Raw genomic sequence first — 22,634 nt, 5'->3', positions numbered from 1 at the left:
GCTCAATCCCCGTCGGCCACGCCTTCTGCCCGCAGCCGCGCGCGGCGAGCCCGATATCCGGGCAACACCACCAGCATGACGGCCAGTATCAGCAATCCCAATGTCATCGGACGTTCCCAGACGAAACCAATTCCGTCGTAAAGCTGCATTGCCCGCGAAAAGTTGTTCTCCAGCAGCGGGCCGAGAATGAACCCTATCAGGAGCGGCGCGAGAGGGTAGTCCGCAAAACGGAACAGCGTCGCACAGATCCCGAATCCGACCAGAAGCAGGAGTTCGGTCGCGTTGTTCTGTCCGATATAGGCACCCATCAGCGTAAAGAACAAAATGAACGGGATCAGGTAGTTGCGCGGAACCGCCAGGACCTTGGCGATATAGGGGATCAGCGGCAGGTTCAGGATGAGAAGCACCAGATTTCCGAGATACATGGAAATGATGACCGCCCAGAAGATTTGCGGTTCGTCCACCATCAGGCGTGGACCCGGGCTGACATTGAGCGCAATCAGCGCACCCAGCAGGATCGCGGTTGTTCCGGATCCCGGGATACCCAGGGTAAGAAGCGGAACGAAGGACCCTGTACAGGCTGCGTTGTTCGCGCTCTCCGGTGCGGCAATGCCCTTGACGGAGCCTTTTCCGAATTCTTCCTGTTCTTCCTTGGATGCGATGTTGCGCTCGACCGCGTAACCCAGAAACGAGGCGATTGTTGCGCCGGCGCCAGGAAGAACCCCGATGAAGAACCCCTGGAGCGACTGGCGCCCGATGACCGGTGTAATCTTGCGCGCCTCTTCCCTGGTTATCCGCAAATTCTTGATCTTGCCACTGTCGCTGCCATCCCCGGTCTTGGACCGACCCGGATCAAGCACGAGGAAGATGGCTTCCGGCAATGCGAACATCGCCATGGCCAGCGTAATGAAACCAAAACCGGATTGAAGGTCCATGACCCCCATCGTGAAGCGTGGCGCGTTGAAGAGCACACCTTCCCCGACAGTCGCCATCATCAATCCGAGGAATGTCATCAGCAGAGCCTTGCTGACCTGGCCCGTCCCGGCAAATGCGGCGATCGCCGACAAGCCTACGACCATCAGTGCAAAATACTCGGAAGAATGAAACAGCAGTGCGACCGACGCCAGCGCCGGCGCGAAGACCATGAGCAGGATGGCACCGATGGTGCCTCCTGAAAACGACGCGATCGCAGCTACGGTCAGCGCCTTGCCCGCCTGGCCCTTTCGTGCCAGCGGATATCCGTCGAAAGACGTTGCCACCGTCGAGGCGACGCCGGGCGCATTGATGAGAATGGACGAAGTCGACCCGCCGAATACCGCGCCGTAGTAAACTCCGGCCAGCAGGATCAGGGCGGCCGACGGATCACCGATCGTGATGGCGACCGGGATCATGATGGCGATGATCGACATCGGGCCGAGACCCGGCAGCATGCCGATGAACGTGCCGATCAGGCAGCCTCCGATCACCATCATGATGTTGGTAAATGTGAAGGCCGTCGAAAGGCCTGCCAGAAGTCCTTCAAGCATCTCAGCCTCCACTCAAAAACATCGGGAACGGGCTCAGGAATATTCCAAGCACCACGTCCACCAGATACCAGACCGTGCCGGCAGCGATTGCCGCAACGAGGATCATCAAACCGAAGCGGCGCTCACCGAGAATGAAACTGCCGACGCTCAGAAACAGAAAGGTCGCCGCAAGAAAACCGATAGGACGAAGCAGAAGCGCATATGCCACCATCAGGACCAGGAGCAGAACCGCCTGGCCGACCTTGTATTCGTGCAAACGCGACAGATTGATATCCGCCGCGTCCGACTTGTCGGGAGATTTTTCCAGGCCCAGCAAGATGCTCAGCGACAGCAGAATGGCTCCGATAACCAAGACTTTCGGAAAGCTTGATGGCCAGATTGGACTGCGTTTCATGATCGGCGGTAAAAGCGCGTCCATGGTGAAGTAAGCTGCGTAGCCATAGGCCAGGCAGATCAGCAAGATGACCAATGCCAGCCAGCGATCGAGCGCCATCGTTCCCCCCGTAGTTTTCATGGGTGATACGTTCGGGCGAGCCCGAACGTATCTTTCTTGTCAGCGTTGCCGGTCGTGGCTCAAAGGAAGCCCAGCTTTTTCATGAGATCGCCGATGGTCTGTTCCTGACCTTCCAGGAACACGCGGAAGTCGTCGCCGGGATTGTGGATGTTCACCCAGCCGTTGCGTGCCCGGACTTCTTCCCATTCAGGGGTGTCGTACATCTTTGCGATCGCAGCCTGATATGCGGCCAGTTTATCTGCCGGCAAACCGGGTGCGGCAAAGAACCCGCGCCAGTTGACGAATGTCGTGTCGTTTCCTTGCTCGACCATGGTCGCGGCATCCGGATAGGCATCGACGCGCTCCGGCGCCGTGACACCGATGATGCGGACTTCACCGGCCTTTGCCAGTTCTACGGCCTCGGAAAAGCCGGTCGAAACAGCCTGGACTTCGCCGGACAGCAAGCCGGCCATCGTTTTGCCACCACCATCATAGGGGACATATTTCATAGCGACCGGATCAGCTCCGGCTGCCTGAAACACCATGGCAGCAACCAGATGGTCCATTCCGCCCGGAACCGAACCTCCACCGATCGCAGTTCCCGCAGGATCAGCTTTGAAGGCGTCGATGAGACCGTTGACGTCCTTGACCGAACTGTCGGCGGGCACAACGAGAGCGGCATAGTCGCCAATCGTGCCGGCGACCAGTGTCAGGTCACGGAAGTTTTGCGGAAACACTCCCGTGAGTGAGCGGATCACGATGGGTGTCGAATTGACCATGAGCGTGCCATGGTTGCTGTCTGCGTTTTCGATCAGGTACCCGATGGCCTTGCCGCCGCCGCCGCCTGACATGTTCTCGTATGACGCGGAGCCAACGAGACCAGCCTTGGTCAGGGCTTCGCCCGTTCCGCGCGCTGTACCGTCCCAGCCGCCGCCAGCACCACCCGGAATCAGGAAGTGAATGCTGTCAACTGCTTCTTCGGCAAATGATGGCGTTGCAAATGAAAGGGATGCGGCAGCCGCCGCCAATACGACCCGACGGGTCATCTTTATAAGTGTCATGTTTTCCTCCCGGACACGCCGGGGCTTCACGAGCCCCTTGCAAACACCAAAAGTATTGGGAAAGCTGACACGAACCTGTCACGTCACAAAAAAAATGGGAAAATGGCCGAATAAATGCGATTCCTGCTGATCGAGGACAATGAAAAACTGGCTGCAGCCATCGTTGAACGGTTGGGGCTTGACGGGCATGTCGTTGACCACGCGCCGGATCTGGAGACAGCAGCGGACTGTTTGGCGGGCACCGGATACGAACTCATACTGCTTGACATCATGCTGCCGGATGGCGATGGGCGAAACTTTCTGGAATGGCACCGGACCTGCGACAACGACACACCCGTGATCGTGCTGACGGCGCGTTCTGAAGTTTCCGACCGCGTCCGTATGCTTGACCTTGGCGCTGATGACTACATCACCAAGCCGTTTGACTTTTCAGAGCTGGAAGCCCGGTGCAGGGCCGTCCTGCGACGGCGACAGGGCGCCGCCCGCAACCAGAAAACCTATGAGGACGTGGTCTTCGATCCACTTGCCGGAACCGTCGCCGTTGCCGGCAGTGTTTTCGAATTGAGGAACCGCGAGTTGCGTCTGCTGGAAGTATTCTTTTCCGCCCCCGACATGATCTTTTCGAAGTCTCACCTGGTCGACAGGCTGTTTTCCTACGACGAGGAAGTTTCGGAAAATGCGATTGAGGTCTATGTCGGACGCGTCCGGAAAAAGCTGCAGGGGGGACGCGTCAGAATCGAGACGGTGCGCGGGGTCGGTTACCGGATGACCGCCACATGACCGTTGTACACGCACGAGGGTCACTGAGACGCAGGCTTTTGCTACAGCTGCTGCTGGTCGCCGCAATTCTGTCATTTGCGCTCTATTTCACTGTGCGCGTGCTCGCCCAGCAAGCGGCCGAGACCACCCAGGACAATATCCTGATCGCGTCGGCAACGGCGATTTCCGAAGCTGCCAGGGCAGAACGTGGACAGATTCTGGTCGACGTCCCCTATTCGGCACTTTCCATGCTTGGTTCGATCGCGGAGGAACGCGTTTTCTATCGGGTTACCGCCGATGATCTCACGGTCACCGGGTACGATGATCTGCCGGCACCAGCCAGCGCTGCCGAGACCGGAAAGCCCGTATTTGCAACGGCAATCTACCGGGATGACGAAGTGCGGATCGCCGCGTTGCCGCGGCGACTGACCGTCGGGGACGAGACCGTGATCCTGACAGTACTCGTCGCGCAGACACGCCTTGGCCTCGCCGCCGTTTCGCTGCAGATCTCCATTGCTGCGGCCGCTGCCGGCATCGGCTTCTTCCTGTTGTCCGGTGCACTCAGCTGGTTTGCCACCAACAATGCAATGCGTCCGCTCAATCGATTGGCACAATCTGTCGAGCGGCGTGGTCCTCAGGACCTGAGCCCGGTTGCGACATCAGCTCCGACGGAACTCGTGCCGCTGCTTCAGTCACTCAACACCTTCATGGCCAGGCTGAGCGCTTCGCTGGCACGAACGGAGGATTTCATAGCTGAAGCCGCCCATCACGTCCGTACCCCGCTGGCGACCGTCAGAACCCAATCGGAAATTGCCCTGCGCAGCGTGCGAAAACCGGAAAACAAGCAGATCCTGCGCGAGGTGATCCGCGCGGCAGACGAAAGTTCGCGCTCTGCCGGACAGCTGCTCGATCATGCGATGGTTGCCCTGCGCTCCGACAATCTGGAGAAAGAACAATTGAACATGAAGGATCTCGCGCAAGACGTGATCCGGTCGATCAGTCCGACGGCGGATCTCAAGGATATCCGCATAACCTGCTCCGGATCCGACACGACGAGCGCGGTCGAGGGCGACCCGATCCTGTTGCAGAACGCGCTGCGCAATCTTCTGGACAATGCGGTCAAATACTCGCCGGAGGACAGCCGGATAAAGGTGGAAATATCCGAAGACGCTTCAACTGTCAGGATCGATGTCCTTGATGAGGGCAGGGGTCTGGGAGACGGTGATCGCAGCCGCTTGACGGAACGCTTCGGTAGGGGCGACAACGTGCGCGATATTATCGGATCGGGGCTGGGGCTGACAATCGTGGAGGAGGTCGTGAGCGCTCATGGCGGGTCACTTGCGTTGACCGACAATCCGGAAAGGAGGGGAACATGCGCGTCTCTTACATTGCCCTCGGCCTGATCGGATGGATCTGGGTCCAGATGACGTCCGCCCACGGTTTTGTTGCCGAAGAGGAACGCCTCTTTGAAGTCGATCGTCCGGCGGCGACACTGAACATTCTGTCAACCGCGGACCTCAGTGTTTTTGCGCCGTTGGTCGAAGCCTTCCAGGCCCGCAATCCTACTGTTGAAGTACATTATGTGACCGCGTCGAGCAGCGAACTCATGAAAGCTCTCTATGAAGAGGACGCGGAGTTCGACATTGCAATTTCATCTGCCATGGATCTTCAGACAAAGCTCGTGAATGACGGGTTCGCAGAGCGTTATGTTTCAACGGAAACCGCGTCGCTCCCGGATTGGGCGAAGTGGCGAGATCGCCTTTACGCCTTCACACAGGAACCGGCGGTCCTTGTGTACTCGAAGATTGCGTTCGAAGGTCTTCCACAGCCGACAAATCGTGATGAACTTATCGCCCTGCTGCGCGAAAACCCGGACCGTTTCCAGGGCAGGGTAGGTACCTATGATATCCGGGAAAGCGGCGCCGGCTATCTGTTCGCAACGCAGGATTCGCGCCAGTCCGAGTCGCTCTGGCGCATGGCAGAAGTAATGGGCCGGCTCGACGCCCGGCTCTATTGCTGTTCCAGCCGGATGATCCGTGATGTGGTCGAGGGGCGATTGGCGCTCGCCTACAATGTTCTTGGAAGCTATGCAGCTGCGCACCTTGCCGACAACACGGATCTGGGCATTCTTCAGTTCAGTGATTTCACGACCGTGATGTTGCGCACCGTGCTGATACCCAAGACAGCCGGAAATCTCGATCTGGCCGGACAATTCGTCGATTTCCTGGTGTCGGAAGACAACCGCGACCTGATTGAGGATCTGACCGGGCTACCGGCCATTGATCCGGGTGTCCTGCAACGTGAGGCCGCCTTCCGTCCGATACGGCTTGGTCCGGGATTGCTGGTGTATCTGGACCAGTTGAAACGGCGAACCTTCATACGGGCGTGGCTCAACGCCATGGTTCAGCCCTAGGGGCGCCTAGGCGGTCAGGGGCTCCTGAGAAACAAGAACGCCATCCTCGTCGCAGTAGATGTATTTTCCCGGTTCAAAGAGAACGCCGCCAAAGGCAACCGGCACATCGATTGCTCCACTTCCCGTTTTGCCCGAGCGTATCGGGCTTGTCCCGAGAGCCTTCACGCCAAGGTCCAGATCGGCGAGGCGGCGGACGTCCCGCACTGCACCGTTGACGACAATGCCCGCCCAACCGTTCGCGATCAGTCGTTCAGCCATCCTGTCACCCAGCAATGCGGTACGAAGTGAACCTCCTCCGTCCAGCACGATGACATCGCCATTGCCTTTTGACGAAAAGAGCGTTTCTTGCGCAAGCTTTGTGTCCTCGACCATGACCGCGGTTCGTAGTCTTCCGGCAAATCGCCTCTTCGCTCCGAAGTCACGAAAAGACAAATGCACGAAGTGGACCTTGCCGGGATTGGCATCGTTCAGGTCACAGGTTGAAAACCCGGTCAGATTGCCGGCCAAACTGTTGCTCATGACGCGTCCTCCAGATACTCGGCAGGATAAAGGACGGCACCTTCCATGATCCGCCGCTGTGTCCGGTAGGTTCCGGCGGTCACGGCTTCCGGACCCTGGTCACCGGTGCGCACGTCAGCTGTCACGGTCAACACACCTGAAGGCGTGCCAATTCTCAGGTCGGGTCCGGCGGCGCTCGAGGCTTCCTGCAGCAGTGAGCCCTGTATCTGCGACGCAACCGCCGTACACATGCCGCCGGTCAGTGTGATTGCCCGATGAAAGTTGCCCATGGACACCAGCCGTACATTCAGGTCATGGGTTTCGGGCCCGTGCGTTTCGCCGTCAAGAGAGGTGAACGTTTGCGCGGCACCGACGAGGGCGACCTTGGGGGTCGAACGCTTTACGTCGCCGGTGGTATCTGCCATCCCCATCGCGACTGCACCCGCGCAGCGAATTTTCTCGAGCAGGGCCATGAGAACGGCATCGCCGTCAAGGGTTTCGGGACGCTCTGTCGCTGTTTTTACCAGATCCGTCGCCCGGACATAGACAACTGGGTTTGCCGCATCCATCAGCGACACCGTGACAGGTCCGACCCCATCCACCCTCAGGTCGTCGATCGGCCGGCCGCTGGGCAGCAGTTTTCCGGTCGCCGCACCGCCCGGCGCAAGAAAGTCGAGCACGACGGGTGCACCTGTGCCCGAAACGCCGGGTATCCGGACCTCTCCCTGCTCGACAGGTCTGCCATCCAGAACCGGAAAACCGGCGTGATAGAGCCGGTCGGTATTGGTGTCATAGATCCGCACAAGCGCTTCGGTCTGTCCAGGCTGCAGGCTGATCATGCCTTCTTCGACGGCAAAAGGCCCGACGCAGGAGGCCATGTTCCCGCACGCCGATCCGTAATCGGTCAGCGGTTCATCGACTGCGATCTGGACAAAGGTGTAATCGACATCGGCATCCTCACGGTCCGAAGGCCTGACGATGACAACCTTGGACAGCGAGGACAGGCCGCCACCCATGCCGTTCAGCTGGCGGCCGTAGGCGTCGGGACTGCCCAAGACATGAAGGAAAATCCGGTCGCAAATCGCACGGTCGTCCGGCAGGTCCTTGCCGTTGAACACGACCGCCTTGGATGTTCCTCCGCGATAGAAGGCAGCCCGCAACCGCTTCTGCATCATGCCGCTCCTGCAAGGAATTTTCGGAATGCGCGCGGCAACAGGCCGCCGGCAGCGAATGTGTCCCGCTCGCCATCATTGTAAAGGCGAAGGTCAAGAGGTGTCATGTCGTAGCTGCCGTCCTTGCGATGCACTGTCAGCCTGGCTCCCAGCAGATCCTCGTCAATATCTATATCGTATGTCTCACTTCCGTCGAGGCGCAGTGTCCGGCGCGTGACACCCTTGGGAAAGCAGAGCGGAGCGATGCCCATGTTCACAAGGTTCGAGCGGTGGATCCGCTCGAAACTCTCCACAATGACTGCACGGACACCGGCAAGCCAGGGCGCCTTGGCCGCCGTATCTCTTGAAGAACCGCAACCATATTCCTTGCCGCCAATCACAACGAGTTTCTGGTCCCTGTCGAGATAGGTCTCAATTGCCTTGAAAACGGAAGTGATCTCACCCTCCGGCTCGATCCTGGTCCAGGAACCCTCGTTGTCCGGGGTCATCTCGTTGCGCAGTCTGTAGTTCGCATAGGTGGAGCGGACGACAACGTCGGAGCAGCCGCGCCGCGTCCCGAAGGAATTGAAATCCCTTGGCTCGACACCTTGTTGCTGAAGATACCTGCCGGCCTCCGACTCCGGCGTGATGATGCCCGAAGGAGAAATGTGATCGGTCGTGACGCTATCCCCCAGGATGACCAGAGGGCGCAGGCCCTTGAGTGGCCCGACAGGTCCGGCGACCTTGTCGATCTTTCGGACGAAAGGTGGGAACGACACGTAGTTCGAGGGCACCCACTCGTAAGTGCCCGCATCTGCTGCCAGATCATTCCAGTGCACATTTACATCGTTGATTGCGGCATAGTTTCTGCTGAATTCTGTCGGAGTTACGAATTTTTCGACAATCTCTGTCACTTCATCTGCCGACGGCCACAAATCCGACAGCATTACCGGATCGCCGTCATGGTCGTATCCGAGTGGTTCGCAGGTGATGTCCTTCAGGATCGTGCCTGTCAATGCATAGGCAACTACGAGGGGAGGCGAAGCTATCATGTTGCGCGACGCGAGCGGGTGAATGCGTCCCGCAAAATTCCGGTTTCCGGACAGCACTGCGATGCCCTTGACATCATCGGCCTTGATCGTTGCCTCATGTGCAGGATGCAAAGGTCCCGACATGCCGTTGCAGGTCGAGCAGGAAAACGCCGCGATTTCAAAGCCGAGCGCGTCAAGCGGGCCTTGCAGACCGCTTTCCTCCAGATAGCTCGCCACAACCCTTGATCCGGGAGCGAGAGACGTCTTGACATGAGGTGGGACCTTCAAGCCCCGTGCGACCGCATTTCGGGCCATCAGGCCGGCGGCCACCATGTTGCGGGGATTGGCGGTATTCGTGCAGCTGGTGATCGCGGCAATGATCACATCGCCATCGCCGATGTCATGTGACGTGCCCTGAACCGGTACCCTGCGCTCCGTTTCTCCCTTGAGTTTCAACCGCTCGCTGGCATCCGCCAGGTCGATCCGCTGTTCGGGACGAGACGGCCCGGACACCGAACGCCCGATCCGGCCGAGGTCAAGACCGACGACCTCATCATACTCCACATTCGTGTCGGAGCCATCGACCCACAGATCCTGTGCCTTGCTGTAGATCTCGGTGAGGTTCGCACTCCTGCCGCGTCCGGTGTCACGAAGATAGCCGATTGTCCGCTCGTCGACCGGGCAGAAAACCATTGTTGATCCATATTCGGGAGCCATGTTTGCGATCGTCGCCCGGTCCGCGACGCTCAACGTGCGATAGCCTGGCCCGAACAGTTCAACAAATGTGTCCACTACGCCAACTGCGCGCAGTTTCTCTGCAATGACAAGTGCGATGTCGGTCGCCATGATTTCATCAGAAGGGGCGCCTGTAAGTTCCAGTCCGATGACACGGGGCACGTTGACAGGCGTTGTTTCTCCGAACAGGACTGCTTCTGCCTCGAGGCCACCGACGCCCCAGCCCATGATGCCGAGCGCATTGATCATGGGTGTATGGCTGTCAGTCCCGAGGCAGGAGTCGGGCACAAGCAGATTGTCATCCTCGTGGGATGGCAGAACAGTCTGTCCCAGGAACTCAAGGTTGACCTGATGGCAGATTCCACCACCCGGAGGAATGACGCGCAGGCGCGGGAACCGGGTTTCGCATGCCTTCAGAAATTCGAACCGTTCACGATTAACCTCGAATTCGCGATCCATGTTCTTTTGAAGTGCAAACCTGTCCGCCCAGTGGTTGATCGACATGGAATGATCGATCACGAGGTCCACCGGTAGGCTCATATCGACACTGAGCGGGTCGCGCCCTTGTTCTTCCAGAAGGTTCCGCATCGCCATTATGTCGATCAGGGCCGGAATCCCGAGCATGTCGTGCAACAAGAGGCGCGCAGGACGAAACGGAACGGCATCTCCCTCGCGCGCCAGAACATCCAGCGCCGCTTCACCGCCTTCGGAATGGCGCGCCGCGTTCTCCGCCAGCAGGCGCAGGGAATGCGGCAGGCTGCGATACCCGTCGCCGATGACCGAGCGATAATCGGTTGCCGAAAATTTGGAATTGGGGATGATCTTGAACGTCACTTAGCCTCTCCTGAACTACCGGCAAGCTAGACAGGGTTCCGGCATTGCTGCAAGGTGCTCCTTGTTGCGTTTCATCTGACAGAACGAGAATGGCCACCAACCGCACTGAATCCGTCGAACGCGCCATGTCGATCCTGAGTGCCTTTTCGACGCAGAAGCCGATTATGTCGCTGGCGGAACTCGCGGAGGAGACAGGCCTCCACAAGAGCACGATCCTGCGGTTGACCAATTCGATGCGCATTTATGGTTTCATTCAGCGCGACGAAGACGGCAGGTTCAGCGTCGGTCCAAGTGTCTGGCGTCTTGCTCTGATCTTCCGGCGAGACTTCACCAAGCGAGAACATGTGGCACCCGCGCTCAGGATCCTTGCCGAAGCGACAGGTGAGACAGCGTCTTTCTATGTGCGAGCAGGCAATGAACGCGTCTGTTTGTACAGGGAAAATTCGCCAAATTTGCTGCGCTTTCATGTCGAGGAGGGTATGCGTCTTCGGCTTTCAACGGGGGCATCCGGTTTGGTTCTACGCCGATACTCCGGAGAAGACATGGACGACTTCAGCAGCTTCAATGAAAACGGAACCGCAAGCTCTGTCGGGCAAACGAATCCCAACATCTCTTCCATATCGACGCCTGTTTTCAGCGCGGCCGGTGAACTTGTCGGTGCGCTTACGGTATCAGGCCTCGCAACGCGGTTTGACGAGGAAGCGCGCGCACGCGCGATCCCGCTGCTGGAGAGACTTGCTCATGGCCTGACCACGACATAGCCACGCGATTTTGCCTGATAGAACGTTCCTGGCTGCAGCTTGCCAATCCGGTGAACGGGTATTACGCACATTGCAATTGCAGGATCCCGGAGAACGCAGCCATGATGAACCATGAAATCAACAAGGCGTTTCGCATGCGCCTCGATCAGGGCGGCGCCATTCTGATGCCGGGCGCTGCCAATGCGCTGGCGGCACGTGTCATTGACCAGCTGGGCTTCGAGGCAGTCTATATTTCAGGTGCCGGGTTGACCAACACATATCTCGGCATGCCGGACCTGGGGTTCGTTTCGCTTCCGGAGATTGCGCAGCACACCTCGACGATCCGCAACGCGACCCAGCTGCCCATTGTTGTCGATGCGGACACCGGCTTTGGAAATGCCCTCAACGTCCATCACACGGTTCGTACGCTCGAACGGGCAGGCGCAAGCGCAATTCAGCTTGAAGACCAGGTCAATCCGAAACGCTGCGGCCATTTTTCCGGAAAGGATGTTGTGGACCTGGAAGAAGCGCGCAGCCGCATAAAGGCGGCCGCTGACGCCCGTATCGACCCCAATTTCATGATCGTTGCGCGCACCGATGCGTGCGCGGTACACGGGTTTGACGCTGCCATCGAAAGAGCGGAAGCCTTCATCGAAGACGGCGCGGACGTCACCTTCATCGAAGCGCCGCACAAACTGGAAAACATTCGGGAGATACCGGCGCGGCTTGCAGGCACGCCGCAGTTGATCAATCTGGTCGTCGGCGGCAAGACACCGATCATCGACTTTTCGGAGCTCGATGGAATGGGTTACGCCCTTGTGCTCTACGCCAATGTCGCGCTTCAGGGGGCCCTGAAGGGTATGCATGACGCGCTGTCCCTTCTGAAAAGCGATGGGCGCATGGATGAAGACGGACCGGTTGCGAGCTTCGAAATTCGCCAGAACGCGGTTCACAAGAGCTTCTATGACGATCTCGAAAAAAACTATTCTTCGAAGTAGCAGTCCAGGACCATGTCTGACTGGTCCCGTCCCCTGTTCGTGGTTCGACCTTCGTTGAAAGATGACGAACATCAGTCGTAGTCGGCCAACATTCATTTGCATCGGATGACGGGTAGAAGCCTCTTCGGTCTCAGGTCTCGCGTATCGTCTCGGGGCTGTGAGCGGCAATCTACATCTGCGGTCCCGAAGACTGATCCCGTCGAGAAAAGACAAAGATCGGACTTGGGTGTTGGACGCATCTGGATTGCATGCGTGCGATGACAAACTGAAGTTAAAACCGATCAAACATGTAAAATTTCGTTACGTTCAAAAACAAATGCGTAAAGAAAAATTACAGTAATTATTTTATTTTATTATATTGATCATTATTTTTGCTTTCCTGAAGCATGTATTATAATTTCGTGTCTGTGTCTTGCGGTATTTGTTCTTTTGCTGAAGCAGCAAGTGCCCCGTGAAGAAGCCGGATTACGAGTGCGTGAAAATGTACGCAATATTTCAACACAGGCAATTTTGGGCAAAGTCATGAGAATGGTCTCGACTGGCGAGTTGCCAGCAATTGCCAGACAACAAGCGAGCTTCGTACCGCTAGTTGGGCTCATTGCTCTCGGCGTGAGGAAGTTGCCCCCAGATTGCCGAAATATCTTCGCGCATGTGTTTGTGAACGGCGCTCATGAGAGTGTCGCGCGTCTCTTCAGGAAGAGCGGAGAGCGCTTTTTGTATCTCGTCGACTGTCTCCGCATCGACAGTCGTGCCGGCTGCTTCAATTTTGGAAATCAACGGATGACCGGCGCCAAGGATGTCCCGGCCAACGCTAGCTACGGCCGTAATGAACTGTCTGGTTGCTGTTTGCTGCATGATTTCTGTCCTCCGATCCGATCTCACTCGACGCGCCAAATGTAGGAAAGCCAAATGTCAGGTCAATCTCAGAAAATCGGGGACCTTCTTCGCCAGCGGCTTCACATTGTGCAGGAATTGTCGGCCGCCAACGCTGAACATCATCGTCTTTTGCAGGTCTCCGGGGGCGCTGATTTTCTGTCCCTCCTGTCAGCGACGGATCTGGAAGAGGTCGTTGATCAAAGGCCTGCGACCCCCGATCTGGAAGCGAATGCTACTCGCCTGAGTGAGCTGGAGGCGGAGTTGGAGCAGGTCGATAAGTTGCTCGAAGAAACAAAAACGAAGGGGAAACATCATGAATGAGCAAAGTTCCAGAGGACTCTCAGCATTTGAACTGCTGGCCATGTCCTGGTCCTTTGACGAAGAGCCGGTTCATTCGATCTTTAGCCAAGACGGTAGCTTTGCTGCATTCCTGTTGACATCCGGCAAGCTGGCGATCGTCCGGACGTCGGACGCTGAGTCGCCGGCCCGGCGGACCGTGATCGACAAGGAGAGTGGCCGAACGACGATCCGGCCGCGAAAAGTCGACCCGATACCGGCATCAATTCTGGATGTGTCTGCGCTGACGCACCTGCCAATTGCGCGCTTCGGCGCCCAGGGTTTTGCGATCGCATGCAAGGACGGCACGATACGACAGGCAACGGCCCGCGGACTTGTAATTGAACGTGTGTCGTCTGGAAGCGGACCCATTTGCGCATTCAACGGTGATCCCTCGGGCGAGCACCTGGTCTTCGCCCGCGAGAACGAAGTCTTCGTCACCGGCACCGGGAACGATGCCCAACTGGTTTCGTTGAAACTGGATCATCAGGTTACCTGCCTTTCCGGCATCGCCGGGGATGGAAAAATCGCGGCGTGGGGAGAAGGCTCGATTTCGATCCTGGAGCGTTCAAGAGACTTGAAACTACAGTGGAGCGCTGACTGCGTTGGCGAAATTTTGTCGATGAACTGGAATTCGCAATCCACTCATGTGGCTTGCGGATGTGCAGAAAAAGCGATGCTGGTGATTAATTGCGTCGGCAGGACGGTGGAGAAAATTGGCAATTTTCCGAGAGAGGTTCGCAACGCCGACTTTAACGACGCCGGAGGTGCCCTCGTCGCATCGGGAGCCTTCCGTCTTGTCGGATGGAAAGTGTCTGATTTGCCGGAAAACGACCATCCGGGATCTCCGTTGTCATCGGGAAAACCTGGTTTCGTGGTGCTGGAGGCCATTGCTTCACACCCAACAAGAAACCTGGTCGCAGCCGGATATGAAAACGGAATGATCGCGCTGACCTCCATTGGAGATCCAGACGAACTTCTGCTGAGGAATGCGTCAAACGAGGCAATAACCACAATGAGTTGGTCGCCGGATGGAGAAAACCTTTCCGTCGGCGACAAGGCTGGGGAAAGCAGCATCGTCGCCTTTCCCGAACAGATGTTCAAATAAGGACGTAGGAGGAAGAAAATGCAGGACGTGAAACCAAAGCTGACACCCGAAGAAGAAAGCAAGGACGAGTTCTTCAGGCGGGTATCGGAAATTTCCGAAGAAATGATTGAAGAACACGGCAAGGACTTCGCCATGGGTACGTTGGTGATGGCTGCTCAATGGATTGCACGCGGAGAAGTAAAGGGTAGCGACACAAGTCGCCACTAGCTCTCTCGTTGACCTGACAATCCGAATGGATCTCTTGCAACTGTTCGGCGCCAGTGTTCCACGGTGATTTCGCTGATTGCTGCGGCCGAGATGGCAAGAGACTGGTTTAGGCCTGGCTGCGGCTGTTGTTTGCTGATGTATTTCAGATCTTTCGACAGCCGCTCCTGCAAAACATTTGAATAGGCGCACATCTCGTGAAGACGCAGCGTCACGAATTCAAGACAGTCATGGGTATCCCTGAATTGCCCGTTTTCAGTCGCGGCACCATCGGAGCGTGAGTGCCTGAGGAACGACGTATGGGCGGCTGTACCCAAGATCGCCAGCGTGTCACGACGCCAGTCGGAATAGTCTCCCTGCTTGCCGAAATCCAGGCCGACTTCATACAACCGGTCTGCAACGACACGAAACGCCCGGCCTCCTGAAATATGACGACGCCAGAACTCGTTTGCTTCTTCTGTTGTGCGGCACGCCGTAAAGCGTTGTGCAAGTTTGCGGCGGATCAGAAATGCCAATGCCATGTCGGCATCTTCCGAAATTGAACGTGCGATCTGCATCGACGGAATCGGCAAGTCCGACAGAAACAGCATCCGGACAGCGTCGAGCTGTTCCATCAGTCGATAGGTGACTGCCTGCAGGCTTGACCATTGAGCCCGATCAAGCTGCACATCCTGCAGTGAGGCAATGCAGTTGGCCGCAGAGTGGAGCGAGGCCACCCAGATGATCGCCTGATCAAACAGGAAAAACGCATCCATCGGGGCACTGCTGTCTTCTTCTTCCGGAAAATCGGCGGCCCGGAACCCCCGCAAGGATCCGACTGTCCGAAGCCAGGTGCTTTCCAGATCCAATCCCCTTGCAGACCACAGCTGCTGGGTGTGTGCGATCAACTGGGGCGATGCACCGCGATAGCAGCCTGCAAAAGATATCCTATCAAGCTTCATTTCTTCCTTTCCCCGGGCATCGACGACGAGGGGGCTTGGTGCAGGTCGAGAAGGCGACAGCAGGTTCGATAACCGGTCTGCGACCGGGTTCAGATATTTCTACGATGTTCTGGTCTGAAGACAATCAAAAACCAAGTACGGCTGCCAACATTTCTGACCGGCGCAAGAAATGTATCAGTTGGCGCGGACAACTATGTAAAGAGACGTAAAGTTTCATAACACTTTTACACTGTCAGAATTTCTCAGTCGACGGGCGGAGGTCTCGAAGTAGTTTTCCGGAAATATTTCTTCAAATAATTTTCGTTTAAAAAACAGTCTCTTATGTGTTTCGAGAGATTAATTTTTCTTGATTTCTTCGATTGGTTCCAAAACTGGAATCATCCTTGCAATTCCTCAAGCACAAAACAGCGCCTTGTCTAGCAAGGTGCACCAAGAACGAAGGAATTGGGAGGTTAAGCACCGGACGGCCAGCAGCCGGCAGTCATGGTGCAATTCCAGGAGACACGCGTTGCAGCGTGAATCTGCTCAACCTTTGCCGTCATTCGTCTGATCCCATGCAGTGGGGGAGTGCCTGCTCCTGCTACCTGCATGTTTCGGGTCCGACAGTCAGGCAGCTGTCTGCTGCCATCCATGAACCGGTTCGCCGGTACGAGCTGAGGAGGCTCCAGGAATGGCAATAACGTTGAACAAGATCACCTCTCAACGAGGCATCTCGGTGGGTGAGGCCACCAAGAAAATATCTGACCTTGGTTGGAATCCTACCTATGTGCAGGAAGCCTCGACATTTCCGACCGACTACAAGATCACCAAGGCCCCGCGCGATCCGATGAAGCAGGTGCTTCGTTCCTACTTCCCGATGGAAGAGGAAAAGGACAATCGTGTCTACGGTGCCCTGGATGCCGCTTTGCGCGGCGACATGTTCCGAAATGTGGAGCCGCGCTGGATCGAGTGGATGAAGCTCTTCCTTGCGATTATTCCCTTTCCGGAAATCTCCGCCGCACGGTCCATGGCAATGGTTGCCCGCCTGGCACCGGGCGAGGACCTTCGTACCGGCTTCACCATGCAGATGGTCGACGAGTTCCGTCACTCCACGATCCAGATGAATCTGAAAAAGTGGTACATGGAAAACTACATCGATCCTGCCGGATTCGATATCACCGAAGAAGCCTTCGGCAAGTGCTATGCCACGACGATCGGCCGTCAATTCGGTGAAGGTTTCATCACCGGCGATACCATGACTGCTGCATGCATGTATCTGACGGTTGTCGCAGAAACGGCGTTCACCAATACCCTTTTCGTTGCGATGCCTTCCGAGGCGGCAAGAAATGGCGACTATGCGCTGCCGACCGTGTTCCTGTCGGTACAGTCGGATGAAAGCCGTCATATCGGGAATGGTCACTCCCTGTTGATGGCAGCTCTGAAGGAACCGGAAAACCACCTGCTTCTCGAGCGGGATCTCCGCTACGCGTTCTGGCAGAACCACGCCATTGTCGACGCGGCGATCGGTACGTTCATCGAGTACGGCACAACCAACCGCGACAAGGAGAAAGAATCCTACGCGGAGATGTGGCACCGCTGGATCTTTGAAGACTATTACCGGACTTACATGCTGCCGCTTGAAAAGTACGGTGTGAAGATCCACCACGATGACGTCCAGGAAGCCTGGAAGCGTATCACCGACAAGAAATACGTCCACAAGGTCGCACAGTTCTTCGCTGTCGGCTGGCCGGTAAATTTCTGGCGGATCGAAGCCCAGACGGAAAAGGACTTCGAGTGGTTCGAGCACAAGTATCCGGGTTGGTACGCCGAATTTGGCGACTTCTGGAAGTGGTACGAAAAACTCAGCAAGCCCGGCGAGAAGGTGATCACCTTCAATGAAGAGACCGGATATGTGTATCCGCACCGTTGCTGGTCATGCCTTGTTCCGTGCCTCATCCGTGAGGACATGGTGATCGACCAGATCGATGGCAAATGGCACACCTTCGCGCACGAACTGGACCGTTGGACCGCCGTGGATGCCTTCTCCGACGAGTATCAGGGTCGGCCGACACCGGCGATGGGTAAATTTTCCGGCAAGCGTGAATGGGAAACCGTTTACGACGGCTGGGACCTCGCCGACGCGATCAAGGATCTCAACTTTGTCCGCGATGACGGCGAAACCCTGGTGCCTCAGCCGCACCTGCGCTTCGACGACAAGGATCAGTGGAAGCTTGAGCACGTGCGCGGGCATCAGCTGGCCTCACCCCTCAACGCATTGCGGGCAATGTCCGATGCCGAGCGGGATGCGCATGTGGGCGAGTACCGCAAGGGCTTCACCATCAATCCATGCACTTAAGACAATTGCGGAGGCCAGAAATGGCCTCCGTTTTCCCAAGTCCGTGAGACGCGCCACGGCATATTGGAATACGGAGACTGAGCTGATGTCAGAAACCTACAATGTCCGACTGGAACCGGTAGGTGTGGAATTTGAGGTGGCAGAGAACGAAACGATTCTCGATGCCGCATTTCGTCAGGGAATAGCGCTGCCGCATGGCTGCAAGGAAGGTCAATGTTCTGCCTGCAAATGCGTGCAGCTGGATGGCGAAAGCGAGATGCTGAACTACTCGACATTCGCCCTGAACGATATGGAGCGAGATACCGGTCACGTCCTCATGTGCCGGACGCTGGCCTTCAGCGACATTGAAATAGAGCTGCTGAACTACGACGAGGAAGTTTTGTCGAAGTCGATCCCGGTAAAGGAATATGCCGGCGAGATCGTCGATTTTCAAAAACTGACGCATGATATCCGCGGCGTTCAGATCAAACTGCATTCGCCGCTCAAGTTCTGGGCCGGACAGTATGTCGACATCACGGTCACCACGGAAGCGGGGGAGACGATTACACGCTCGTTCTCCATGGCAAATCCGCCGAGCGAAACCGAAAACCTCTCCTTCATCATCAAAAAGTATCCCGACGGAAAGTTCTCCAACGAACTCGATGAAGGCGGGATCAAGGCCGGAGCCAAAGTCCAGGTCACGGGACCCTACGGAATGTGCTTCCGAAGAGAAGGACGAGAAGGACCACTTATCCTAGTGGGAGCAGGGTCCGGAATGTCACCCGTCTGGTCAATCCTGAACGATCACCTGGCCAGTGGGGAAACTCGGCCGGTCCACTTCTTCTACGGCGCCCGCACCCGGAATGATCTCTTCAAGATGAAGGAAATCACGGACATTACGGAGAAAAATCCGTCCGTCGAGTTCATCCCTGTCCTCAGCCATGCAGAAGAAGACGGCACCTGGACAGGCGAACGGGGCTTCGTGCACGAATGCGTCGATCGCTATCTGAAGGAACTGGGCATCGATGGCGACGGAGACGTCTACGCGTGTGGGCCACCGCCGATGATAGACGCCCTGACGCCGGTGCTGTTCATGCACGACTTCGATACCGAGCGCGTTTTCTTCGACAAATTCACTCCAACTACCGGTTCATCGGCCCACTGACATTCGGGCTGATCGCTAGTTGAAGGACTATCACAGGGAGGAATACTTCGATGGTTGCAACATCAAGCTCAGTTGGATCCGGCGCTGCAGGCGCAGCGACATTCGTTGGATCAAACAGCAGGAAGTACAACTATTTTGAACCGCGCGGGAAGCGTGCAACGCACTATGAAGACGTCACGGTGGACGTGCAGCCCGATCCCGAACGCTATCTGATCCAGGACTGGATCATCGAGTTTGAAGGTGGCAAGGCCGGTGGTGCCTATCAGAAGGACTACACCGCAGCGCTCAGCTCGAACTGGCACGCGTTTCGTGCACCGGATCAGGAATGGGAACGCACGCACTATCAACGTCAGTCCAAGATCGTGACGATGGTGCAGAACGTCATTTCGAATGCGCGCAAGGCAGGCGCTCCGGCAGCCTTTGACAAAACCTGGTGCCGGGTCCTGCAGGCACATCTGGGCGCCTGGAAACATGCCGAATTCGGTCTTGGGACGTCGCTGATGCAGGCACAGCGGTATGGCTACACGCAGATGATCAACAACGCGACGCTCACCAACTCGAGCTACAAGTTGCGTCTGGCTCAGGACATTACGTTGTATCTCGCCGAAATCGGCATGGATATCGATGGTTGGGATGACGATCTCGGCAAAAAGAGCTGGCTTGAAGATCCAGTCTGGCAGCCCACGCGTGAAGCAATTGAAGCGATCATGGGGAGCGAGGACTATCTTGAGCAATACTTCGCGATCAACATCATCTTCGAACCCCTTGTCGGCGAGCTGATCCGTTCCGGCTTCTTCATGCAGGTGGCTGCGGCCAACAACGATTTCATCACACCTCCGGTCATCTCGGCGGCCGAAGCGGATTACGAACGAAATCTCGCCAACGCGATTGACCTGATGTTCCTGCTCGTCAACGACGAAAAGCACGCGGACCACAACAGGAAACTGTTTCAGTCCTGGATCGCCAAGCATGGCCAGCTTGCCGAAAAGGCCGTGCAGAACCTGCAACCCATCTGGTCGCAACCCCACTCAAAACCCGTCGCGTTTGAAGACGTTAGAGCCGTATCGCACGAGCGTATCGATCAGATCCTCGGTGAACTCGGTCTCAGCCGCTAATCATAGGAGATTTCACCATGTCAAATATCGCTCGCGACGCGTCGAAGCAGAACATTTTCAAGTCGATGGACGAGATCAAGTTCGAGAGGACAATTTCCCACCAGTGTGGTGTCACGATGAACGATAGCGTGGAAGCGCGCGCCATCGCCGAGTTTATGGGCGAGGACCCCAAGGTCACCGTGACATACAACCCCGCAACAATCCGCATCGACGGTGAAGGCAAGCTGATCTTCAGGATGGATGAAATCGGCGAATTTCTGGGTCGTGAAATGACCGCCGAAATCTTCGAGGTCAACACGTCAACCCACTACGGCCGAATGGTCCGTGTTGACGACAACACGGTCATCCTGTTCGGCAACATGGATGAAGTCTTCGAATACATCGAGTGACACGATTGCCACGGCGCGACGGTGCGTAACCGCTGCGCCGCGGCTCCCTCTTTAGATCCGGAAGCAAAGCAAAATGATGGAGGAGCATGATGTATAAGACCGAAGACGGAAGAGAGATCTTTGTTCTCGATGGCCACACACACTTCTGGGACGGAAGTCCGGAAAACCAGGCCAATGTTCATGGCAAGCAGTTTATTGATTGTTTTTACGCCTATCACACCAACCTGAGCCCGGCTGAGGAGCTTTGGGAAAAGAGCAAGTTCGAAAAATACACTGCGGACGATGTCTATCGTGACCTGTTCATTGATGGTCCGGACGACATGGCGATCATTCAGTCGACTTATCTGAGTGACTTTTACAAGAACGGCTTTTCCAGCATTGAACGCAGTTCCGAGATGGCTTCCCGCCACCCCGAGCGCTTCATCGTCAATGGCACATTCGATCCGCGCGACGGTGAAAAGGCGTTGGAATACATCCACTACATGAAGGAAAACTTCGATATTCAGGGTGTGAAAATGTACACCGCTGAATGGAACGGAGACAGCAAGGGTTGGGCGCTGAATGATCCGGCAGCCTACAAGTGTTTCGAGCTTTGCGACAAACTCGGGATACGGAATATCCATGTTCACAAGGGTCCGACGATCATTCCTCTGAACAAGGATGCCTTTGATGTTCACGATGTCGACTATGCGGCGACAGATTTCCAGAACCTGAACTGGATCATCGAGCATTGCGGCCTTCCGAGACTCGATGACTTCTGCTGGATCGCCACGCAGGAGACAAACGTCTACGCAGGCCTGGCCGTTGCCTTGCCGTTCATCCACTCCCGCCCCCGTTACTTCGGCGAGGTCATGGCAGAATTGCTCTGGTGGGTCGGGGAAGACAAGCTCCTGTTCGGTTCCGACTATGCAATCTGGACACCTGCCTGGCTTGTTGACCAGCTCTGGAACTATCAGATTCCGGAAGACATTTCGGCAGAACGCGGCGGCGTTCAGCTCACGGACGAGGTCAAGGAAAAGATACTCGGCCTGAATGCTGCAAGTCTGTACGGCATCGATGCCGCCGCGAAACTCAAGCAACTGAATGCTTCGCCAATTCAAGTCGCAGCGGAGTGAGTAGATGCTGAAGGAAATTCAACAATCTGAATTGGCGACAACCGTCTGGGAACAGCTGGAAAATGTCTCCGATCCAGAACTCGACGAACCCATCACCGATATGGGTTTTGTCGAGCGGGTTGAGGTTTTTACTTCTGAAAAGGTGGAAGTCGATTTTCGGCTTCCTACCTACTGGTGCTCGCCGAATTTCGCCTTTCTCATGGCGTTCGGCATCCGGCAGGAAGTGGAAAAACTGAACTGGGTGCGTGAGGTTACCGTCACGCTCAAGGATCATTGCTTCGACGTTCAGGTAAATGAGGGTGTCAACGGAAGCTGCAGCTTTGACGAGGTTTTCTCCAAATATTGCAACGGCGAAGAGCTGGAGAGCGTCAATCTCAAATTCCTTGAAAAGGCTTTCATACGCCGGCAGGAAACCGTTCTGCTTGCCTTGCAGCAGGCTGGATTGTCCGCCGAAGCAATCGTTTCCATGACGCTTGGGGAATTCGACCTGATCGAGTTTCAGGGCGAAGAAGAAGTCAGGCAGAAACCGCGTTACCGCTCCTTGCTGGTTTCTCGCCAATTGGCTTCCGGTTCGGATGATCCGGCGTTTGTGACCTGGACCGGCCAGCGGATAGAAGCGGGTAACTTGCGCCAGCACCTCAGCGAATTGCGATCCGTGCGGATCAACATGGAATTCAACGGGGCACTTTGTCGTGGACTGAGCAACACCCGCTACAAGGAAGTTGAGATCGGGCCTGACGGTCCCACTCTGGTGGACTTCATTCAAGGGCGTGTCCCCCCACAAAATTTTGAGTCTGTCTAAGCCAGGCGGAGCCAGATGCGCCGCGTGCGG

The 22,634-nt window shown here is 56.5% G+C and carries 22 protein-coding genes; 14 read left to right on the top strand and 8 right to left on the bottom strand.

The features are described 5' to 3' along the window. Positions 1–2: 2 nt before the first annotated feature. The 3 genes from LA5095_RS25660 to LA5095_RS25650 are packed head-to-tail and all read right to left on the bottom strand — an operon-like array spanning position 3 to position 3,080. Positions 3–1,526: a tripartite tricarboxylate transporter permease gene (locus LA5095_RS25660; RefSeq protein ID WP_055120216.1), complete on the bottom strand. Its 1,524-nt coding sequence runs from the start codon at positions 1,524–1,526 to the stop codon at positions 3–5. A gap of 1 nt (position 1,527) precedes the next feature. Continuing rightward, on the bottom strand, positions 1,528–2,040 hold the full coding sequence (locus LA5095_RS25655) for a tripartite tricarboxylate transporter TctB family protein (RefSeq protein WP_235808897.1): 513 nt from the start codon (positions 2,038–2,040) through the stop codon (positions 1,528–1,530). A 59-nt stretch (positions 2,041–2,099) separates the two neighbouring features. Next, entirely contained in the window at positions 2,100–3,080 is a 981-nt protein-coding gene (locus tag LA5095_RS25650; protein WP_055120443.1) for a tripartite tricarboxylate transporter substrate binding protein, read from the bottom strand. Between the two features lie 114 nt (positions 3,081–3,194). On the opposite strand from LA5095_RS25650, the gene LA5095_RS25645 reads away from it, so the two are divergent. Genes LA5095_RS25645 through LA5095_RS25635 form a run of 3 tightly spaced genes read left to right on the top strand, consistent with a single transcriptional unit; the run spans position 3,195 to position 6,252 of the window. Then, a complete protein-coding gene (locus LA5095_RS25645; protein ID WP_055120212.1) occupies positions 3,195–3,860 on the top strand; it encodes a response regulator transcription factor in 666 nt (221 codons plus the stop codon). Beyond that, on the top strand, positions 3,857–5,242 hold the full coding sequence (locus LA5095_RS25640) for a sensor histidine kinase (RefSeq protein ID WP_055120210.1): 1,386 nt from the start codon (positions 3,857–3,859) through the stop codon (positions 5,240–5,242). The genes LA5095_RS25645 and LA5095_RS25640 overlap by 4 nt, the downstream gene beginning before the upstream one ends. Beyond that, the gene (locus tag LA5095_RS25635; RefSeq protein ID WP_055120208.1) at positions 5,212–6,252 is read left to right on the top strand and encodes an ABC transporter substrate-binding protein; all 1,041 of its coding nucleotides are present in this window, start codon (positions 5,212–5,214) and stop codon (positions 6,250–6,252) included. The genes LA5095_RS25640 and LA5095_RS25635 overlap by 31 nt, the downstream gene beginning before the upstream one ends. A gap of 6 nt (positions 6,253–6,258) precedes the next feature. Here the strand turns inward: LA5095_RS25635 and rraA are convergent, their stop codons facing one another. The 3 genes from rraA to acnA are packed head-to-tail and all read right to left on the bottom strand — an operon-like array spanning position 6,259 to position 10,501. Next, a complete protein-coding gene (gene rraA / locus LA5095_RS25630) occupies positions 6,259–6,771 on the bottom strand; it encodes a ribonuclease E activity regulator RraA (protein WP_055120206.1) in 513 nt (170 codons plus the stop codon). Beyond that, the gene (locus tag LA5095_RS25625; RefSeq protein WP_208992859.1) at positions 6,768–7,922 is read right to left on the bottom strand and encodes a 2-methylaconitate cis-trans isomerase PrpF family protein; all 1,155 of its coding nucleotides are present in this window, start codon (positions 7,920–7,922) and stop codon (positions 6,768–6,770) included. The genes rraA and LA5095_RS25625 overlap by 4 nt, the downstream gene beginning before the upstream one ends. Continuing rightward, on the bottom strand, positions 7,922–10,501 hold the full coding sequence (gene acnA / locus LA5095_RS25620; protein ID WP_055120203.1) for an aconitate hydratase AcnA: 2,580 nt from the start codon (positions 10,499–10,501) through the stop codon (positions 7,922–7,924). The genes LA5095_RS25625 and acnA overlap by 1 nt, the downstream gene beginning before the upstream one ends. A gap of 89 nt (positions 10,502–10,590) precedes the next feature. Between acnA and LA5095_RS25615 the strand changes: the two genes are divergently transcribed. Beyond that, positions 10,591–11,262 carry an IclR family transcriptional regulator gene (locus tag LA5095_RS25615; protein ID WP_029062097.1) on the top strand — a complete coding sequence of 224 codons (672 nt, stop codon included), beginning with the start codon at positions 10,591–10,593 and terminating at the stop codon, positions 11,260–11,262. Between the two features lie 101 nt (positions 11,263–11,363). Further along, on the top strand, positions 11,364–12,239 hold the full coding sequence (locus tag LA5095_RS25610; RefSeq protein WP_055120201.1) for an isocitrate lyase/PEP mutase family protein: 876 nt from the start codon (positions 11,364–11,366) through the stop codon (positions 12,237–12,239). A 585-nt stretch (positions 12,240–12,824) separates the two neighbouring features. Here the strand turns inward: LA5095_RS25610 and LA5095_RS25605 are convergent. Further along, entirely contained in the window at positions 12,825–13,094 is a 270-nt protein-coding gene (locus LA5095_RS25605; RefSeq protein WP_144436165.1) for a hypothetical protein, read from the bottom strand. A 54-nt stretch (positions 13,095–13,148) separates the two neighbouring features. Between LA5095_RS25605 and LA5095_RS25600 the strand changes: the two genes are divergently transcribed. Genes LA5095_RS25600 through LA5095_RS25590 form a run of 3 tightly spaced genes read left to right on the top strand, consistent with a single transcriptional unit; the run spans position 13,149 to position 14,766 of the window. Further along, on the top strand, positions 13,149–13,436 hold the full coding sequence (locus LA5095_RS25600) for a hypothetical protein (RefSeq protein WP_055120196.1): 288 nt from the start codon (positions 13,149–13,151) through the stop codon (positions 13,434–13,436). Then, positions 13,429–14,559, top strand: a complete 1,131-nt coding sequence (locus LA5095_RS25595; protein ID WP_055120193.1) for a WD40 repeat domain-containing protein — start codon at positions 13,429–13,431, stop codon at positions 14,557–14,559. The genes LA5095_RS25600 and LA5095_RS25595 overlap by 8 nt, the downstream gene beginning before the upstream one ends. Positions 14,560–14,577: 18 nt before the next feature. Continuing rightward, a complete protein-coding gene (locus tag LA5095_RS25590; protein WP_196879117.1) occupies positions 14,578–14,766 on the top strand; it encodes a hypothetical protein in 189 nt (62 codons plus the stop codon). Here LA5095_RS25590 and LA5095_RS25585 read toward each other — a convergent pair. Further along, positions 14,763–15,704: a hypothetical protein gene (locus tag LA5095_RS25585; protein WP_144436164.1), complete on the bottom strand. Its 942-nt coding sequence runs from the start codon at positions 15,702–15,704 to the stop codon at positions 14,763–14,765. The two genes, LA5095_RS25590 and LA5095_RS25585, sit on opposite strands and share 4 nt — an antisense overlap. Positions 15,705–16,374: 670 nt before the next feature. Here LA5095_RS25585 and LA5095_RS25580 point away from each other — a divergent pair. From LA5095_RS25580 to LA5095_RS25555, 6 genes are all read left to right on the top strand, one after another. Then, a complete protein-coding gene (locus tag LA5095_RS25580) occupies positions 16,375–18,039 on the top strand; it encodes an aromatic/alkene/methane monooxygenase hydroxylase/oxygenase subunit alpha (RefSeq protein WP_055120189.1) in 1,665 nt (554 codons plus the stop codon). Between the two features lie 85 nt (positions 18,040–18,124). Next, the gene (locus LA5095_RS25575) at positions 18,125–19,183 is read left to right on the top strand and encodes an NADH:ubiquinone reductase (Na(+)-transporting) subunit F (RefSeq protein WP_055120187.1); all 1,059 of its coding nucleotides are present in this window, start codon (positions 18,125–18,127) and stop codon (positions 19,181–19,183) included. Between the two features lie 50 nt (positions 19,184–19,233). After that, entirely contained in the window at positions 19,234–20,298 is a 1,065-nt protein-coding gene (locus LA5095_RS25570) for an aromatic/alkene monooxygenase hydroxylase subunit beta (RefSeq protein ID WP_055120185.1), read from the top strand. Positions 20,299–20,315: 17 nt separating this feature from the next. Then, complete coding sequence (locus tag LA5095_RS25565) at positions 20,316–20,687, top strand: MmoB/DmpM family protein (RefSeq protein ID WP_029062090.1); 372 nt, start codon at positions 20,316–20,318, stop codon at positions 20,685–20,687. An 89-nt stretch (positions 20,688–20,776) separates the two neighbouring features. Next, positions 20,777–21,802, top strand: a complete 1,026-nt coding sequence (locus LA5095_RS25560) for an amidohydrolase family protein (protein WP_055120183.1) — start codon at positions 20,777–20,779, stop codon at positions 21,800–21,802. 4 nt (positions 21,803–21,806) lie between these two features. After that, on the top strand, positions 21,807–22,604 hold the full coding sequence (locus tag LA5095_RS25555; protein WP_055120181.1) for an iron-sulfur cluster assembly protein: 798 nt from the start codon (positions 21,807–21,809) through the stop codon (positions 22,602–22,604). Positions 22,605–22,634: the final 30 nt, after the last annotated feature.

The sequence above is a fragment of the Roseibium album genome, assembly GCF_001404515.1.
Lineage (GTDB): Bacteria > Pseudomonadota > Alphaproteobacteria > Rhizobiales > Stappiaceae > Roseibium > Roseibium album.
This window is presented reverse-complemented; position numbering and strand designations above follow the sequence as displayed.

Bases quoted from the DNA above. Each gene is read 5' to 3' on its own strand.
- LA5095_RS25605 (WP_144436165.1), bottom strand. From the start codon at position 13,094: ATGCAGCAAACAGCAACCAGACAGTTCATTACGGCCGTAGCTAGCGTT.
- LA5095_RS25570 (WP_055120185.1), top strand. From the start codon at position 19,234: ATGGTTGCAACATCAAGCTCAGTTGGATCCGGCGCTGCAGGCGCAGCG.
- LA5095_RS25595 (WP_055120193.1), top strand. From the start codon at position 13,429: ATGAATGAGCAAAGTTCCAGAGGACTCTCAGCATTTGAACTGCTGGCC.
- LA5095_RS25655 (WP_235808897.1), bottom strand. From the start codon at position 2,040: ATGAAAACTACGGGGGGAACGATGGCGCTCGATCGCTGGCTGGCATTG.
- rraA (WP_055120206.1), bottom strand. From the start codon at position 6,771: ATGAGCAACAGTTTGGCCGGCAATCTGACCGGGTTTTCAACCTGTGAC.
- LA5095_RS25555 (WP_055120181.1), top strand. From the start codon at position 21,807: ATGCTGAAGGAAATTCAACAATCTGAATTGGCGACAACCGTCTGGGAA.
- LA5095_RS25575 (WP_055120187.1), top strand. From the start codon at position 18,125: ATGTCAGAAACCTACAATGTCCGACTGGAACCGGTAGGTGTGGAATTT.
- LA5095_RS25615 (WP_029062097.1), top strand. From the start codon at position 10,591: ATGGCCACCAACCGCACTGAATCCGTCGAACGCGCCATGTCGATCCTG.
- LA5095_RS25600 (WP_055120196.1), top strand. From the start codon at position 13,149: ATGTCAGGTCAATCTCAGAAAATCGGGGACCTTCTTCGCCAGCGGCTT.
- LA5095_RS25635 (WP_055120208.1), top strand. From the start codon at position 5,212: ATGCGCGTCTCTTACATTGCCCTCGGCCTGATCGGATGGATCTGGGTC.
- LA5095_RS25645 (WP_055120212.1), top strand. From the start codon at position 3,195: ATGCGATTCCTGCTGATCGAGGACAATGAAAAACTGGCTGCAGCCATC.
- LA5095_RS25610 (WP_055120201.1), top strand. From the start codon at position 11,364: ATGATGAACCATGAAATCAACAAGGCGTTTCGCATGCGCCTCGATCAG.
- LA5095_RS25640 (WP_055120210.1), top strand. From the start codon at position 3,857: ATGACCGTTGTACACGCACGAGGGTCACTGAGACGCAGGCTTTTGCTA.
- LA5095_RS25590 (WP_196879117.1), top strand. From the start codon at position 14,578: ATGCAGGACGTGAAACCAAAGCTGACACCCGAAGAAGAAAGCAAGGAC.
- LA5095_RS25565 (WP_029062090.1), top strand. From the start codon at position 20,316: ATGTCAAATATCGCTCGCGACGCGTCGAAGCAGAACATTTTCAAGTCG.
- LA5095_RS25560 (WP_055120183.1), top strand. From the start codon at position 20,777: ATGTATAAGACCGAAGACGGAAGAGAGATCTTTGTTCTCGATGGCCAC.
- LA5095_RS25650 (WP_055120443.1), bottom strand. From the start codon at position 3,080: ATGACACTTATAAAGATGACCCGTCGGGTCGTATTGGCGGCGGCTGCC.
- LA5095_RS25580 (WP_055120189.1), top strand. From the start codon at position 16,375: ATGGCAATAACGTTGAACAAGATCACCTCTCAACGAGGCATCTCGGTG.
- LA5095_RS25585 (WP_144436164.1), bottom strand. From the start codon at position 15,704: ATGAAGCTTGATAGGATATCTTTTGCAGGCTGCTATCGCGGTGCATCG.
- LA5095_RS25660 (WP_055120216.1), bottom strand. From the start codon at position 1,526: ATGCTTGAAGGACTTCTGGCAGGCCTTTCGACGGCCTTCACATTTACC.
- LA5095_RS25625 (WP_208992859.1), bottom strand. From the start codon at position 7,922: ATGCAGAAGCGGTTGCGGGCTGCCTTCTATCGCGGAGGAACATCCAAG.